Here is a 14,183-nt window from a genome sequence, read left to right as displayed (position 1 = left end):
CGCGTAGCGACCCTAAATTAACAGCATTACGTCAAGGGTCGACACTTATAGCAGTTCGAAGCCCTGCTGTTGCACCGCCTCGGAGTCCAGGCCCACCTGGACGTTGAACGCCCCGGGCTCGGCAACGCGCTGCAGCTGGCCATTGTAGAACTTCAGGTCTTCTTCGCCGATGCTAAAGGTCACGGTCCGTGTTTCGCCGGGCTTGAGCATGAGCTTCTGGAAGTTCTTCAGCTCCTTGACCGGGCGGCTCATCGAGGCGGACACATCCTGCACGTACAATTGCACAACGGTCTCGCCGGCCACCTTGCCGGTATTGCGCACCACGATGCTGGCTTGCAACGTGTCCCCGCGCTTGAGCTTGTTGCCAGAAAGCGCCAGGCCCGACAGTTCGAACGTGCTGTAGCTCAAGCCGTAACCGAAGGGATACAGCGGCCCGTTGGGTTCTTCGAAGTACTGGGAGGTATAGTTGCCGGGTTTGCCAGGCGTAAACGGACGGCCGATACGGGTGTGGTTGTAGTACATCGGAATCTGCCCGACCGAGCGTGGGAAGGTGATCGGTAGCTTGCCGGAGGGGTTGTAGTCGCCGAACAGCACGTCGGCAATGGCGTTGCCACCTTCGGTACCGGTGAACCAGGTTTCGAGCAGGGCATCGGCCTGCTCGCGCTCCCAGCCGATGGACAGTGGCCGGCCATTCATCAGCACCAGCACCAGCGGCTTGCCGGTGGCCTTCAAGGCCTCGATCAGTGCACGCTGGTTGGCCGGTACCTGCAACGTGGTGCGACTGGAAGATTCATGGGACATGCCGCGCGATTCGCCGACCACCGCCACGACCACGTCCGCCTGCTGCGCGGCCTTGACCGCTTCGTCGATGAGCACCGCAGGTGGGCGAGGGTCGTCGACGATTTCCGGCGCATCGAAGTTGAGGAAGTTCAGGTAGTCGAGGATGGCCTTGTCACCGGTGACGTTGGAGCCCTTGGCATAGAGCAGCTTGCCCTTGCCCTCGATGGAGCGGCGCAGCCCTTCGCGCACCGTGACCGAGTGGGTGGGGCGCCCGTCTGCTGCCCAGCTGCCCATCATGTCGATCGGTGCGTCGGCAAGGGGACCGACCAGGGCGATGGTGGCATCTTTACTGAGCGGCAGCGTCTGCCTGCGGTTTTCCAGCAGCACCAGGCTGCGGCGCGCCACGTCGCGCGCGGCGTCGCGGTGCAGGCGGTCCTCGCCGTAGTAGTCCTTGAGGTCGTTCTGCGCCGCGCCGATGCGCACGTAGGGGTTCTTGAACAGGCCCATGTCGTATTTGGCGCCCAGCACTTCGCGCACGGCCTGATCCAGCTCTGCCTGGCTCACGTCGCCCGCCTTGAGCAACCCTGGTAGCTCCTCGCCGTACAAGGTGTCGTTCATGCTCATGTCGATGCCTGCCTTGATCGCCAGCTTGGCCGCCTCGCGACCGTCACGCGCCACGCCATGGCGGATCAGCTCCTGGATGGCGCCATGATCGCTGATGGTCACGCCCTTGAAGCCCCACTCCTTGCGCAGCACGTCGTTCATCAGCCAGGTGTTGGAGGTGGCCGGCACGCCGTTGATCGAGTTCAGCGCAACCATCACACCACCGGCGCCGGCATCGATCGCGGCGCGGTAGGGCGGCAGGTAATCGTTGTACATCTTCGGCAGGCTCATATCGACCGTGTTGTAGTCACGCCCGCCTTCCACTGCGCCGTAAAGGGCGAAATGCTTGACGATGGCCATGATGCTGTCCGGGTTGGCCGGGCTGCTGCCCTGGAACGCGCGGACCATTACCTGGCCGATTTTCGCGGTCAGGTACGTGTCTTCGCCAAAGCCCTCACTGGTGCGACCCCAGCGCGGATCCCGGGCGATGTCGACCATCGGCGCAAAGGTCATGTCCAGTGCGTCGGCAGCCGCTTCGATGGCCGCTGTGCGGCCGACCTTGGCGACGGCGTCCATGTCCCAGGTGGCGGCCATGCCCAGGCCGATGGGGAAGATGGTGCGCTCGCCATGTACCGTATCGTAGGCGAAGAACATCGGGATCTTCAGCCGGCTGCGCATGGCCGCGTCCTGCATCGGCCGGTTTTCCGGTGCCGTGCGCGAATTGAAGGTGCCGCCGATGCGTCCGGCGGCGATCTCCTCGCGGATCTTCTCCCGGGGCATTTCAGGGCTGATGCTGATCAGGCGCAACTGCCCGATTTTTTCGGCCTCGGTCATCTGGCTGATCAGATGGTCGATGAAGGCCTGTTTGTTCTCGAGCGGCGGCGCGGAAGTGGCGGCGACAGCCGCCTGGCTGACGAGGCCCATGGCCAGGCCCAGCAGAGACAGTTTCATCATGAATTCCGTAAGGGGGCCGATGCATGGTCAACGGTGACACATGCATGGGCGAGGTTTTCGGGCGGCTGTTGTTGTACGATTTGCACGCAGATCTTCCTGCGGCGGATTATGCCTGAATCCGCCGCGTGCTGACGAAGCCCCGTACACCGGGAAAACAACTATAAGAACGCTCACGAGAACACGGCATGACCCCGCTTGAACCCTACCAGCAGCGTCAGCTCGCTGAAGCCATGGCCGGTGTTGGCCGGCGCACGGATGTCGCGTTGCTGGCGGTGCTTGCCCGCCGCGCCGATGATTACGCCTATTTCCCACTATTCTGGTCCGCCGTGCTGGCGCTGGCACTGCCAGGCGTGCTGCACGCGGTGCTGGGCTGGCCCAGCGTTCGCGGCCTGATCGTTGCCAATGTGCTGCTGTTCGTAGGCCTCTGCGTGCTGTTGCGCAGCCCGCGCCTGGAACGCTGGACCGTACCGCGGGCTTGGCGCCGCTGGCGAGCGTCGCGCCTTGCCACTCGTCAGTTTCTCGACCTCGGCGCTCAGGCCTTTACAGGCGCCGGATGCGTAATGATCTTCGTCAGCGAGGCCGAGCAGTACGCACAACTGCTGATGGACAAGCAGGCCGCACTCTGCCTTGACGACGCGCTGCGCGTTACGCTCACTGACCGTCTGGCCAGCCAGGTTCGTCAGGGGCAAGCGCTGCAGGGCATGATCGAGTGCGTCGAGGCGTGCGGCCATCGCCTTGGCCAGCAGGCGCCACGCGCACTTGCATGCAGGCATCTGCCCCAGCCGCTGGTAATCCTCGACTAACGCAACCCTGGCCGACTGTGCGGGGGTGTAGAATACGGCCCCCGCTATTGGAGGTACCGTTTGCCCATGTCTGCCCTTTCTACTTCACCGGATGCGCGCGTCCAGTTTCTCGACCTGCTTCGCACCGGCCTGCAGGGCAACACCGTGGTCAAGCTGGTACTGGCGCGGCCTGTCGGCACCGACCCGACCCTGCAACGCATCATCGCCAAGCCCTTGCTGGTCAAGGGACAGGCGAACCTGTCCCTGGTCTACCGCCACCAGACCCGCGACATCACCCGCAACCTGCCGCTCGATGATGCTCTGCAGTGCATCGCCGAACTGTTGCCAGAAGGCTTTCGCAATGCCCACCTGTTCGATGCAGAGGGTGAGCTGCAACTGACCTTCAGCAAGAAGGGCAAGCCCATGCTGCAGCGCCATGGCGCCCAGGCGCCCCGGGAAACCGTTGGCAGCAACGGGCATGACCGTGAGAAAAAGCGCTACCTGGACATTGCCCGACCGTTTCTGCGTGACCTTGGCGTCACGGACGCCCAGGGCGCACTGATCCCGTCGATGTCGCGCAAGTGGAAGCAGATCAACAAGTTCATCGAGGTCTTCGACCACGCCCTGGCCAATGCCCCCTTGTCGAGCGAGCAACGCCTGCGGGTGGCCGACTTCGGCTCGGGCAAGGGTTATCTGACCTTCGCCATGCACGATTACCTGCGCAATACGCTGGGCCGCGATGCCCAGGTAACGGGCGTTGAGCTGCGCCAGGACATGGTCGAGCTGTGCAACGCCGCCGCCGCGCGGCTTGAACACCCAGGGCTGGAGTTTCAGTGCGGCGATGTGCGCAGCGTGGTGCCCGATGCCATCGAGGTGATGATCGCGCTGCACGCCTGCGACGTGGCGACCGACTACGCCATCCATACCGGCATCCGCTGCAACGCGGCAATCATCATGTGCTCACCGTGCTGCCACAAGCAGATCCGCCCGCAGCTGCAAAGCCCGGGCCTGCTGCAACCGATGCTGCAATATGGCCTGCACCTGGGCCAGCAGGCCGAAATGCTCACCGACAGCCTGCGTGCACTGTACCTGGAGGCCTGCGGCTACGAGACCAAGGTGTTCGAGTTCATATCCCTGGAGCACACCAACAAGAACAAGATGATCCTGGCCGTCAAGCGGCGCCAGCCAGCGGATCAGTCAGCCTTGCTGGAGAAGATAGAACAGCTCAAGGCGTTCTACGGGGTGAAGGCGCATTGTCTTGAAACGTTGCTGCGGGCGGATGGGTTGCTTTGAACCTGATGCGCCCCAGCCTTGGATATGCTCATCCTTGCTTCGCTGCTCATGAGCGCGTTTTTATGCTGCAGCCATGCTTGATCAACCAGCTTGGGCAATCAATCACACAGTCGTGCTTGCCAGCCCCAGCGGATGCGTCTGGGCATCGAAGAAGTGCAGGGCCGTGTCCGGCATATCTTCGAAGCGGCTGGTGAAATGACGCTTCTGGTTGATGACCGATGCCTCTCCCAATGGGCGTATGGCAATGGCCAGGTGGCTGGGCCGGGCTGAGCGGATGGCGTCGAGCAGGTGCCGGTCGTTGCTGTCCAGGTGCTGACCGAACAGGCACATGCCCCGGTGTTCACTGGCCAACTGGCCCAGGCTCCAGCTCAGGTAGTCCGAACTACGGATGGCACGCAGCTTTTCGTCGCTGCGCTCTTCGTTGACGAACAGCGGCACTTCACCTGGCACATTCACGGCGAACCCTTCGAGCATTTCAACGCTGCTGGCACTGCGTTGCCGGGTAGTGCCGTCAGGCAGCTTGAGCAGGTGCATGCCACCGTGCAGGTGCAGCACCCGCGTGCCTTGACCCGCCGTTCGGCACACGTCGAAAAAACCCTGCTCGTCGAACAGTTCGGCAAAGCCCTTCGGATCGTGCTGCACGGCCCAGACCAGCAGCAGGTCATAGTTGCTGGTATAGACGTTGCGGTAGCCGCGCAGGGCCTGGTTGAGGGTGCTCAGGGCGGCTTCGGGCATTGCCGACCAAGGCATGTGCACGGTGCGCACGGCGTGGATCAGCGCCTCCTTGATGGAGTAATAGCGGTTCAGCGGCGCGGTCGAGTTGATGGCCAGCGCAGCGTTGGTACGCACCGTGGTGTTGAGGGCGGTCAGCACTGGTTCGAACAGCTCGGAGCTCAATGACTTGAACAAGGCCTGATCGCTGATGGCCAAGCCCTTCTTACGCCCGGCCCGTTGCGCCTCCTCGTACAGCGAGAAATACCCGAACGGCTTCCAGAAGGCCCGGCTTGCGCCGTTACCGACCATGAGGGTTTCACAGGGGTACTGGTCGGCAAGGTCTGACCAGGGGAGAAGAGTGGCGTCTAGTGCGGGCATGCTGGAGTCCGTAAAGCGGGATCCGGCAGACTTTACCACGTCAAGCCTAGGCCATGAGTGCGCCGCGCCAGTGCTGGCAGCGCGTTGCAGGCTGCATCGGTGAGCTTGACGGCAACTGCAGGGGATTGAAAGTGAACACGAGCGGACTTGAATCCCTCCAAGGTCTTGAGTGGCCACGGGGCAGCGCCTAGCCAGCACCGGCCACACCGACACGTAGATCGTCATGTCTTTACCTGAACAGGAGATCTGTCATGGACACCTATCATGTAAGCCCTGCCAATGACGGGTGGGAACTGAAGAAGGCAGGTGCTGCGCGCGCTTCAAAGCACAGCGCGACCAAGCAAGAACTGGTGGGGTCGCTGGCCACATTCTTCGAGGGCAAGACAGCCTCGGTGAAGATTCACAAGGCCGATGGCACCATCGAGCAAGAGCGCACCTACCCTCGCTCCGCTGACCCGCGGCGCACCAAGGGTTGATACTGGTCAGCGCCGCGCTGCTTGGCATCGACATACACCAGTGCCATGGGCGCGGCCTCTATAAGTGGTTGCTTGCCAGCTTTCTGATCGGCAAGCGCATTCGTGCCAGTGTCGCGATCCAGGCCTACCGGCTGCTGGTCGATACCCATGGCCTGGACACCCCAGGCAAGCTGGCGAGGTGTCCGCATCACACGCTGGTGAAGCTTCTGGGTCAGGCCGGTTACGCCCGCTACGACGAATCCACGGCCCGGCGGCTGCATCGCTTGGGCAGTGGGCTTGAAGCGGAAATGGATGAGGTGTTGCTCAATGCGGCGGTGGACATGGCGCACGCCAATACATGGCTGCTGGGATTTGAAGGCGTGGGGCCCAAGACGCTCGAGATTTTTATGCGGGAAGCGGCGGTGGTACTGCAGCATCAACGTGTGCAGTGAGGATGGGCGGTAGAGGAAGCGTAAGCCATGTGAACGCTGGCTTGAAGATGGAGCGGGTAGAGGGAATCGAACCCTCAACTAAAGCTTGGGAAGCTTTCGTTTTGCCACTAAACTATACCCGCATCTGAGCTGCACTTTTTACCAGAACGTTCGGCAAATTAGAAGCCCGCGTTATAAAAAATGTCTTTTCCCTCCGCGCTCCTGCGCCTTTTCCCTACGTCACAAGGCTCACCTATACGGCAGCGATTTCCTCGAGCGTGAGTTCTCGGTATGCCCCCGGCGGCAGGTCCATGTCCAGCGCGATCGCGCCCATGCGCTCCCGGTGCAGCTTGACCACCTTGTTGTCATAGAACCCGAACATGCGTTTGACCTGGTGGTAGCGCCCTTCGACGATGGCGAGCCGGGCCAGGCGCGGCCCGATGATCTGCAGGTCGGCCGGTTGGGTCGTCAGGTTTTCGAAAGCAAAGTGAAACCCCTCCTGAAACCGGGCCACATAGTGCTCGCCGATTTCGTCCTGGGTTTCGACCAGGTAATGCTTGGGCAGCTTGGTGGCCGGTTGGGTCAGGCGCCGGGACCACTGCCCGTCGTTGGTCAGGATCATCAGCCCGGTGGTATTGAAGTCCAGGCGCCCGGCGATATGCAGGCCCTGCGCGAGCGCGTCGGGCAGCAAGTCCATGACGGTTGGATGCTGGGGATCGTGGGTGGCGCTGACGCAACCGGGCGGCTTGTACAGCATCAGGTAGCGTGGCGGGAGGCCCGCCTGCAGCACCTCATCGTCCAGCTCGACCCGGCTGAACGCCCGTACTTCCGTTAGCGGGTCGCTGGCCACTTGGCCATCGAGCCGCACGCGACGTTGAGCCAGCATCAGGCGCGCTTGCTGGCGGTTGCAGGTCGGTAGGTTGGCAAGAAAACGATCAAGGCGCATGGTCGTCACCTGCGGGCGATGCCAATTGGGCCTCGACGCCTGCGCAGCTTGGGCACAGGCAGGCACGGTCGCGCAGTTCGGCAGGCAAGGCCTGCAATACCGCCGGGTCGATGCGCACGTTGTAGCACCAGCAAGCCTGGGTGGCCTGCGCAGGATCGGCCAGGGTGCACCGGTTGAGGGCACCGCAGGCGGGGCAACGTTGATCGTCGTTCATTTCAGGTTTCACTGCAGACACGGTTGCGGCCAGCCTGTTTGGCACGATAGAGGGCGCCGTCGGCGCGGGTCAGTAGGGTGTGCAAGGTATCGCCTGGCTGCAGATGACTCACCCCGATGCTGGTGGTCAGGCGCAGGGGCTGGTCCTCGTAACTGAAGGTCAGTTGCTCGGCGCGGCGCCGGATCTTTTCGGCAGCCTCGTTCGCCTGGCGGGCATCGGCCTCACGCAGCAGCACGATGAACTCCTCGCCTCCCCAGCGGCAGAGTATATCGGACTGGCGAATGCTGCCTTGCAGGACATTGGCAAATTGGCGCAGCACTTCGTCGCCTGCCAGGTGACCATAGGTGTCGTTGAGGGCTTTGAAGTGGTCCAGGTCGATCAGCAACGCCACCAGCGGACTGTTGTCACGCTGGGCCTCGCGCAGCGCCTGGGCGGCCAGCAGGTCGAAGCTGCGCCGATTGGGCAGCCCGGTCAGGCTGTCGAGCGTGGCCAGGGCTTCGGTGCTGGCCTGGTGGCGGCGCACCATCGCATGCATCAGGGCTACCACCACAAGGGTGATCATGGCGCAGATCGCCAGGTTCAGGTACAGCGAATGACGGATCCGGTCCAGCGCCCCGGTCTCGCGTTTGTCCACCAGCAGGTACCAATCCAGTTCCGGCAAGTGGCGCACGTTCAGAAAATGGCTGTGGCCTTCAAGGTCGCGGTATTCATGACTGCCTTCGCCAGGCACCGGCTGGCGTGCCAGCACGCCGCCCAGGTCCGGGCTGTCGACCAGCGACTGGCCGACGCGCAGGCCCTGCGGGCCACCGCCTGAGCCTGTCATCAACACCTTGCCCTGGGCGTCGACGAAGACCACGGATCGCTGATAGCGGTGTTGGTACTGATCGATCATCCTAACCACGGTGGAAACGCTCAGCCCCACCCCTGCCGCGCCGATGAAGCGATCCTGGTAGTCGTGCACCTTGTAGTTGATGAACACGGTCAGGTTGTCCTGGTTGGCCATGTCCAGGTCTACATTGATCTCGTAAGGTGCCGCCTGGTCGCGCAGGCGAAAGTACCAGGCATCGCGCCAGGCCTGTGGCTGGACCTGCTTGAGCACGCCCTTGGCCTGGTAGTAGGTCAGCGTGTGTTCGGAGACGAAAAAGGACGTGAAGATGCCCTGCTTGCCCGTTACCTCGCCCAGGTAGCGGGTCATGCGCTGGGCATCCTGCTCACCGGCCAACACCCAGTCTCGAAGGAAAGTGTCCTGGGCCATCATCGAGGCGATCAGAACAGGGCGGATCAGGTCTTTCTGGATTTCCGAATAGACCGTGTCGGAGGTCAGCGGCAATTCGGTATTGATGATGCCGTCACGTATGGCGCTGCGCGAGGAGAAATAACTCAGCAGCGACGTGGCGAGGAAACCGCAGGCCAGCAGCATCAGCAGGGCGGCGATTAACGAACGCTGCGATGACGGAGCGGAGCGTGAAGGCATGATCTTCCCATGATGTGTGCCGGGCCGCACATTCTAGTGTTCCGGGCTTTAAATGACTGCAAGATTTTGTCCAGAAGTCGCAGCTGTATCAAATTATTACCAGTATGGCACTGCACGGGTTGACGCTTGTCTTATTCCATGTCGATCAACGTGTCGTGCATCGACGCTCGGCAGCGTTCGCTGCGCGGGCACCTCAGCGGTCCGGGAGGCCGCCTATGTCCTATCGAATTCTGCTTGTGGCCCTGCTCGGGCTGACGCTTGGCGCCTGTGCGCCGTACGCTGGTCGGTCGACCTACTACCGCTCCGACTATTACGTCACTGACCGATATGTCTCGCCTGGTTACGCGCCCGGCTACTACCGGTACGGTCGTTATCCGGTGGCGCCCCAGCCGCGCTACTACTACCAACCGGTGCCTCGTTACCATGCGCCGCCCGGCTACCGACCGTTGCCGCCGCCCGACGTGCGCCGCTGGCACGGCAACCCGCGCTACGATTACGGTCATCGCCAGCGCTGGGACTACAGGCGCGACCGCGATCGACACGACTACCGCAACGATGGCCCGCGCTTCCAGGATGGAGGTCGGCATCAAGGCGGCTGGGGTGACAGGCGTGGGCGAGGCCATTGATCAGGTGAGGAGCGCCCTGCGCCCGACGCGCCGCTAGTGCAGGTCCGCCAGCGGATGATGGCCTTCCCACGTCGCTTGAAAGTGTGCCTGCACCACGGCTGCGGGCACGTGGTCCACATCCGGCCAGTGCCAGCGCGGTTGGTGATCCTTGTCCAGCAGGCGGGCACGCACCCCTTCGCTGAACTCCGGATGACGACAGCAGTTCAGGCTCATCGCGTATTCCATCTGCAACGCCTGCGCCAGTGACAGGTGTCGGGCCCGCTGAATTTGCTCCCACACCAGATGAGCCGTCAGCGGACAGCCGCCCAGCATGCGCTCGGCGGCTGCCGACAGCAGCGGGTCGTCGTGCTGGCGCAGGCTCGCCACTGCCCGCCAGGCAGCGCCCGCGCAGGTGACATCCAGCAGCGCGTCGATAAGCACGCGCCGCGGCAACCACTGGGCCGCCGGCAGTGCCCGGCGGGCGCAATGCTCCTCAGCCCTGAGCAGGCTGTTGAGTTGCAACGCGGTCTGCTCCTGCCAGTTCATCTGCAGCAGTTCGTCGATCAACGCCGCTTGCCGGTCTTCACCCATGAAACGGTCAGCCAACCCCAAGTCTAGTGCATCGTGCGCATTGATAGGCGCACCGGTGAGCCCCAGGAACAACCCCAGCTTGCCCGGCAAGCGGGCCAGGAACCAGCTGGCCCCCACGTCAGGGTACAGACCAATGCTGATCTCAGGCATGGCCAGTGCGCTGCTGGGGGTCACGATGCGTACATTGGCACCTTGGAGCAAACCCATGCCGCCGCCCAGCACATGGCCATGGCCCCAGCACAGCAGTGGCTTGGGGTAAGTATGCAGGGCATGGTCCAGGCGATATTCGGCGGCGAAGAACGATGCAGCCAGCGGTGGCACGCTGCCAGGCTGCTCGCGGCACGCCTGGGCCAGCGCCCGCACGTCGCCCCCGGCGCAGAATGCCTTGGCGCCATTGCCGCGCAGCAGCACACAGGCGATGCCCGGGTCTTGCGCCCAGCTGTGCAACTGCTCGGCCAGCGTCTCTATCATCGGCAGGTCGAGGGCATTGAGCGCCCTTGGCGCATCAAGGGTAGCGATGCCCAGGCGAGCGCCATCGGCGCCTGTCAGTACTTGGCAATGAATGCTCATGGCTTACCTCATTCAAGTCACCGCTCAAGTATGGCCTGCCTGGTCGATCCCGCCGGGCACTGGTCGGATCGTTTGACAAGCGTCGGTGTCACCCCTAGTGTCGCCCCATTGTTTACGGAAGCCCCCATGACTGACGACGATCGCATCAAACTCGAACCCAGTTGGAAAGCCGCCTTGCGTGCCGAGTTCGAGCAGCCCTACATGCAGCAGTTGCGCGAGTTCCTGCGCGGTGAATATGCCGCCGGTAAACAGATCTACCCGCCTGGCCCGCTGATCTTCAATGCACTCAACTCCACCCCCCTGGATCAGGTCAAGGTGGTGATTCTCGGCCAGGACCCCTACCACGGCCCAGGGCAGGCCCATGGCCTGTGCTTCTCGGTGCAGCCTGGCGTGCCCACGCCGCCGTCGCTGGTGAACATCTACAAGGAGCTGCACCGCGACCTGAACATTCCCATCCCCAACCATGGCTACCTGCAAAGCTGGGCCGAGCAGGGCGTGTTGCTGCTCAACACCACCATGACCGTGGAGCGGGGCAACGCGGCCTCCCATGCCAAGAAAGGCTGGGAATTCTTCACCGACCGTATCATCGAGGTGGTCAGCGAGCAGTGTGAGCATGTGGTGTTTCTGCTGTGGGGGGCTCATGCGCAGAGCAAACAGAAGCTGATCGACGGCACCAAGCACTTGGTGCTCAAGTCGGTGCACCCCTCGCCGTTGTCGGCGTACCGTGGGTTTCTTGGCTGTGGGCATTTCAGCCGTGCCAACGGCTTTCTCGAGCAGCGCGGGCTTGCGCCCATCAACTGGGCGTTGCCACCGCTGTGAGCCAGACGGGGCCGTCAGGCCCCGACAGGTCATGCGGGCCGCTTGCTCATCCAGTAACGGAACAAGGGCTCGGCCAGGAACAGCACGAAGAGCAGGCGCATCACTTGCAAAGCAGTCACCAGCGGCACCGACAGTTGCAGCGTTTCGGCCGTCAGGCTCATTTCAGCGATGCCGCCGGGCATCATGCCCAGCGTCAGTGAGCGCAGATCCAAAGCTGTCAGCAGGCTCAAGCCCCAGGCGGCAGCGCCAGCCAGGGCCATGCTCAAGGCTGTGGCCACCAGCGTGCGCCCCAGAAATGCCGGCGCGCGGCGGAAGAATGCACGGTTGAAATGGCAGGCCAGGCCGCTGCCGATCAGCCATTGACCGATCTGACTGGCGCCATTGGGCAGGGCGATCTGCAAGTTGCCGGCAAGGCTGAAGGTGGCTGCCACCAGCAGCGGCCCGAACAGCCATGGGTTGGGCTGTTGCAGCCGCTGCCAGAGCCAGCCAGCTGCCACGCCCAGCGGTGCGATGAGGGCCAGCCAGGCCCAGCTGACGCTGCCGGTGTGGTTGAGCGCTACGCCATCGCCCAACAGCAGCTTGAACAGCGCCGGCACGCACAGCACCACCGCCAGCACGCGCAGGCTTTGGGCTGCGGCCACCTGGCTCAATACCGCGCCATTGCGCGCACCCAGGTTGACCATTTCACCGGAACCGCCTGGCATGCTGGCAAAGAACGCAGTGGCGCGGTCCTCACCCGAGCGGCGCAGCAACCACACCCCAAGCACGCTCGAAACGGTAGTGAACAAAGCGCCGAAGAAGATCAAGGCGAAGTGACTGCCCACTTGCTCGATGACCTGGGGCGTGAAGTGCAGGCCGATGCCAAGGCCAATGATGCATTGCCCGCAGCGCCGGCCATTGGGTATTTCTGGCAGCTGCCAAGGGCTCAGGCAACGTACCGCGATGATCGCCAGCAACGAGCCGACCATCCACGGCAAAGGCCAGCCGACCTTGCTGGCGGCGAAACCGCCAGCAAGGCCGACCAGCCCAGTTGCCCAGTACAGCGGCAACCCACGATCAGGCATCGGCCATGGCCCGGCGCTGCAGGCTACGCTTGCGCCAGATGCGCACCATAGGCAGTGCGAGCATGAGCGCTACCAGTGCCCAGACACCCATGCTGATCGGGCTCGACCAGAGAATGCCTAACTCGCCGTTGGAAATTGACAATGCCCGGCGCAGGTTCTGCTCCATCAGGCCACCCAGGATGAAGCCCAGCAGAATCGGCGAAAGCGGGAAGTCCAGCTTGCGCAGGATGTAGCCCATGATGCCGATGCCGACCATCAGGAACAGGTCGAAGGTGGTGGCATGCACGGCATAGACACCGATCCCGGTGATGATGGCGATCACCGGCACCAGGGCCCAGTTCGGCACGGCCAGGATGCGGGTGAAGATGCGGATCATCGGGATGTTCAGGATCACCAGCATGATGTTGGCGATGAACAGCGACGCGATCAGGCCCCAGACGATGTCAGGTTGCTGTTCGAACAGCAGCGGGCCTGGGGTGATGTTGTAGAGCGTCAGCGCGCCGATCATCACCGCCGTGGTACCTGAACCGGGCACGCCCAGGGTCAGCATGGGCACCAGGGCGCCACAGCAGGAAGCGCCAATGGCGGTTTCCGGTGCCGCCAGGCCACGGGCGTCACCCTTGCCGAACTTGCCGCTGGCACCGGCCATGCGTTTTTCGGTCATGTAGGCCACTGCACTGGCCAGTGTGGCACCAGCGCCTGGCAACACGCCCATCACAAAGCCCAGCAGGCCGCAGCGAATGTTCACCACGAACACCGACGCCGCTTCCTTGAAGTTAAACAGCATGCGCCCGGTGGCCTTGACCGCCTGGTGACCGTGGTGGGTCTTTTCCAGCAGCAACAGAATTTCGCTGATCGAGAACAGGCCCAGCACCAGCACGACGAACTGAATGCCGTCGGCCAGGTGCACGCTGTCACCGGTGAAGCGGTACACGCCACTGTTGGCGTCGATGCCCACCGCCGACAGGAACAGGCCGATCAAGGCGGCGATGAAAGTCTTGAGCGGCTTGTCGCCGGCCATGCCGCCCAGGGCGACGATGGCGAACACCATCAGCACGAAGTACTCGGCCGGGCCGAAGGCGATTGCCCACTTGGCCAGCAGCGGGGCGAACAGCACCATGCCGCAGGTGGCGATGAAGGCGCCGATGAACGAGCTCCAGGCCGACAGGGATAGGGCCACGCCCGCCAGGCCCTGGCGGGCCATCGGGTAGCCGTCCAGGGTGGTCATCACGGTCGATGCTTCGCCCGGAATGTTCAGCAGGATCGAGCTGATCCGCCCACCGTACTCGCAGCCCAGGTACACCGCAGCCAGCAGGATCAGTGCCGACTCCGGAGGCAAGCCCAGGGCGAAGGCGATGGGGATCAGCAGGGCCACGCCATTGATCGGGCCCAGGCCCGGCAGCAGGCCGACGACGGTACCGATCAGCGTGCCGGACAGGGCCGTGACCAGATTGTAAGGGGACAGGGCGACGCCGAAGCCCTGGCCCAGGTAGCTCAAGGTATCCATATG

The 14,183-nt window shown here is 63.2% G+C and carries 14 protein-coding genes and 1 tRNA gene; 6 read left to right on the top strand and 9 right to left on the bottom strand.

Annotation, left to right across the window (positions count from 1 at the left end; genetic code table 11):
• Positions 1–45: 45 nt before the first annotated feature.
• Positions 46–2,337, bottom strand: coding sequence for a beta-glucosidase BglX (bglX, locus tag ACF8R3_RS18590; protein ID WP_392516000.1), 2,292 nt, complete (start codon positions 2,335–2,337; stop codon positions 46–48).
• A gap of 185 nt (positions 2,338–2,522) precedes the next feature.
• Between bglX and ACF8R3_RS18585 the strand changes: the two genes are divergently transcribed.
• Positions 2,523–3,140, top strand: coding sequence for a hypothetical protein (locus tag ACF8R3_RS18585; RefSeq protein ID WP_078478072.1), 618 nt, complete (start codon positions 2,523–2,525; stop codon positions 3,138–3,140).
• 66 nt (positions 3,141–3,206) lie between these two features.
• Positions 3,207–4,412, top strand: a complete 1,206-nt coding sequence (locus ACF8R3_RS18580) for an SAM-dependent methyltransferase (RefSeq protein WP_078478073.1) — start codon at positions 3,207–3,209, stop codon at positions 4,410–4,412.
• Between the two features lie 102 nt (positions 4,413–4,514).
• Here the strand turns inward: ACF8R3_RS18580 and ACF8R3_RS18575 are convergent, their stop codons facing one another.
• Positions 4,515–5,504, bottom strand: a complete 990-nt coding sequence (locus ACF8R3_RS18575) for a DUF4917 family protein (RefSeq protein ID WP_392515999.1) — start codon at positions 5,502–5,504, stop codon at positions 4,515–4,517.
• 251 nt (positions 5,505–5,755) lie between these two features.
• Between ACF8R3_RS18575 and ACF8R3_RS18570 the strand changes: the two genes are divergently transcribed.
• Together ACF8R3_RS18570 and ACF8R3_RS18565 are read left to right on the top strand one after the other, a co-directional pair.
• The gene (locus ACF8R3_RS18570; RefSeq protein ID WP_078478074.1) at positions 5,756–5,980 is read left to right on the top strand and encodes a DUF2188 domain-containing protein; all 225 of its coding nucleotides are present in this window, start codon (positions 5,756–5,758) and stop codon (positions 5,978–5,980) included.
• Positions 5,977–6,411 carry a DNA methylase gene (locus ACF8R3_RS18565; protein WP_145256058.1) on the top strand — a complete coding sequence of 145 codons (435 nt, stop codon included), beginning with the start codon at positions 5,977–5,979 and terminating at the stop codon, positions 6,409–6,411. The genes ACF8R3_RS18570 and ACF8R3_RS18565 overlap by 4 nt, the downstream gene beginning before the upstream one ends.
• Positions 6,412–6,459: 48 nt before the next feature.
• On the opposite strand, the gene ACF8R3_RS18560 is transcribed toward ACF8R3_RS18565, so the two are convergent.
• The 4 genes from ACF8R3_RS18560 to ACF8R3_RS18545 form a co-directional block, all read right to left on the bottom strand.
• Positions 6,460–6,533 (bottom strand) — tRNA-Gly (locus ACF8R3_RS18560).
• 110 nt (positions 6,534–6,643) lie between these two features.
• Entirely contained in the window at positions 6,644–7,336 is a 693-nt protein-coding gene (locus ACF8R3_RS18555; RefSeq protein ID WP_392515998.1) for a pseudouridine synthase, read from the bottom strand.
• Entirely contained in the window at positions 7,326–7,550 is a 225-nt protein-coding gene (locus ACF8R3_RS18550) for a cysteine-rich CWC family protein (RefSeq protein ID WP_058603200.1), read from the bottom strand. Before ACF8R3_RS18550 ends, ACF8R3_RS18555 begins: the two co-directional genes overlap by 11 nt.
• Before the next feature lies 1 nt (position 7,551).
• The gene (locus ACF8R3_RS18545) at positions 7,552–9,024 is read right to left on the bottom strand and encodes a diguanylate cyclase domain-containing protein (protein WP_196127505.1); all 1,473 of its coding nucleotides are present in this window, start codon (positions 9,022–9,024) and stop codon (positions 7,552–7,554) included.
• Between the two features lie 215 nt (positions 9,025–9,239).
• Between ACF8R3_RS18545 and ACF8R3_RS18540 the strand changes: the two genes are divergently transcribed.
• Positions 9,240–9,650 carry a hypothetical protein gene (locus tag ACF8R3_RS18540; protein WP_078478075.1) on the top strand — a complete coding sequence of 137 codons (411 nt, stop codon included), beginning with the start codon at positions 9,240–9,242 and terminating at the stop codon, positions 9,648–9,650.
• Between the two features lie 33 nt (positions 9,651–9,683).
• Here ACF8R3_RS18540 and ACF8R3_RS18535 read toward each other — a convergent pair whose 3' ends face one another.
• A complete protein-coding gene (locus tag ACF8R3_RS18535) occupies positions 9,684–10,790 on the bottom strand; it encodes an enoyl-CoA hydratase/isomerase family protein (protein ID WP_392515997.1) in 1,107 nt (368 codons plus the stop codon).
• Between the two features lie 126 nt (positions 10,791–10,916).
• Here ACF8R3_RS18535 and ung point away from each other — a divergent pair, with 126 nt between their 5' ends.
• Positions 10,917–11,609 carry a uracil-DNA glycosylase gene (ung, locus tag ACF8R3_RS18530; RefSeq protein WP_023534412.1) on the top strand — a complete coding sequence of 231 codons (693 nt, stop codon included), beginning with the start codon at positions 10,917–10,919 and terminating at the stop codon, positions 11,607–11,609.
• A 29-nt stretch (positions 11,610–11,638) separates the two neighbouring features.
• Here the strand turns inward: ung and ACF8R3_RS18525 are convergent, their stop codons facing one another.
• Both ACF8R3_RS18525 and ACF8R3_RS18520 read right to left on the bottom strand, forming a co-directional pair.
• On the bottom strand, positions 11,639–12,673 hold the full coding sequence (locus ACF8R3_RS18525; protein WP_058637095.1) for an AbrB family transcriptional regulator: 1,035 nt from the start codon (positions 12,671–12,673) through the stop codon (positions 11,639–11,641).
• A complete protein-coding gene (locus tag ACF8R3_RS18520; protein WP_078478077.1) occupies positions 12,666–14,180 on the bottom strand; it encodes a tripartite tricarboxylate transporter permease in 1,515 nt (504 codons plus the stop codon). Before ACF8R3_RS18520 ends, ACF8R3_RS18525 begins: the two co-directional genes overlap by 8 nt.
• Positions 14,181–14,183 lie beyond the last annotated feature (3 nt).

It is taken from the genome of Pseudomonas sp. FYR_7 (assembly GCF_043106155.1).
In the GTDB taxonomy this organism is placed as follows: Bacteria; Pseudomonadota; Gammaproteobacteria; order Pseudomonadales; family Pseudomonadaceae; genus Aquipseudomonas; species Aquipseudomonas parafulva_B.
The sequence above is the reverse complement of the archived record's forward strand: the minus strand, read 5'-3'. Positions and strand labels throughout refer to the sequence as shown.

Bases quoted from the DNA above. Each gene is read 5' to 3' on its own strand.
- bglX (WP_392516000.1), bottom strand. From the start codon at position 2,337: ATGATGAAACTGTCTCTGCTGGGCCTGGCCATGGGCCTCGTCAGCCAG.
- ACF8R3_RS18585 (WP_078478072.1), top strand. From the start codon at position 2,523: ATGACCCCGCTTGAACCCTACCAGCAGCGTCAGCTCGCTGAAGCCATG.
- ACF8R3_RS18580 (WP_078478073.1), top strand. From the start codon at position 3,207: ATGTCTGCCCTTTCTACTTCACCGGATGCGCGCGTCCAGTTTCTCGAC.
- ACF8R3_RS18575 (WP_392515999.1), bottom strand. From the start codon at position 5,504: ATGCCCGCACTAGACGCCACTCTTCTCCCCTGGTCAGACCTTGCCGAC.
- ACF8R3_RS18570 (WP_078478074.1), top strand. From the start codon at position 5,756: ATGGACACCTATCATGTAAGCCCTGCCAATGACGGGTGGGAACTGAAG.
- ACF8R3_RS18555 (WP_392515998.1), bottom strand. From the start codon at position 7,336: ATGCGCCTTGATCGTTTTCTTGCCAACCTACCGACCTGCAACCGCCAG.
- ACF8R3_RS18550 (WP_058603200.1), bottom strand. From the start codon at position 7,550: ATGAACGACGATCAACGTTGCCCCGCCTGCGGTGCCCTCAACCGGTGC.
- ACF8R3_RS18545 (WP_196127505.1), bottom strand. From the start codon at position 9,024: ATGCCTTCACGCTCCGCTCCGTCATCGCAGCGTTCGTTAATCGCCGCC.
- ACF8R3_RS18540 (WP_078478075.1), top strand. From the start codon at position 9,240: ATGTCCTATCGAATTCTGCTTGTGGCCCTGCTCGGGCTGACGCTTGGC.
- ACF8R3_RS18535 (WP_392515997.1), bottom strand. From the start codon at position 10,790: ATGAGCATTCATTGCCAAGTACTGACAGGCGCCGATGGCGCTCGCCTG.
- ung (WP_023534412.1), top strand. From the start codon at position 10,917: ATGACTGACGACGATCGCATCAAACTCGAACCCAGTTGGAAAGCCGCC.
- ACF8R3_RS18525 (WP_058637095.1), bottom strand. From the start codon at position 12,673: ATGCCTGATCGTGGGTTGCCGCTGTACTGGGCAACTGGGCTGGTCGGC.
- ACF8R3_RS18520 (WP_078478077.1), bottom strand. From the start codon at position 14,180: ATGGATACCTTGAGCTACCTGGGCCAGGGCTTCGGCGTCGCCCTGTCC.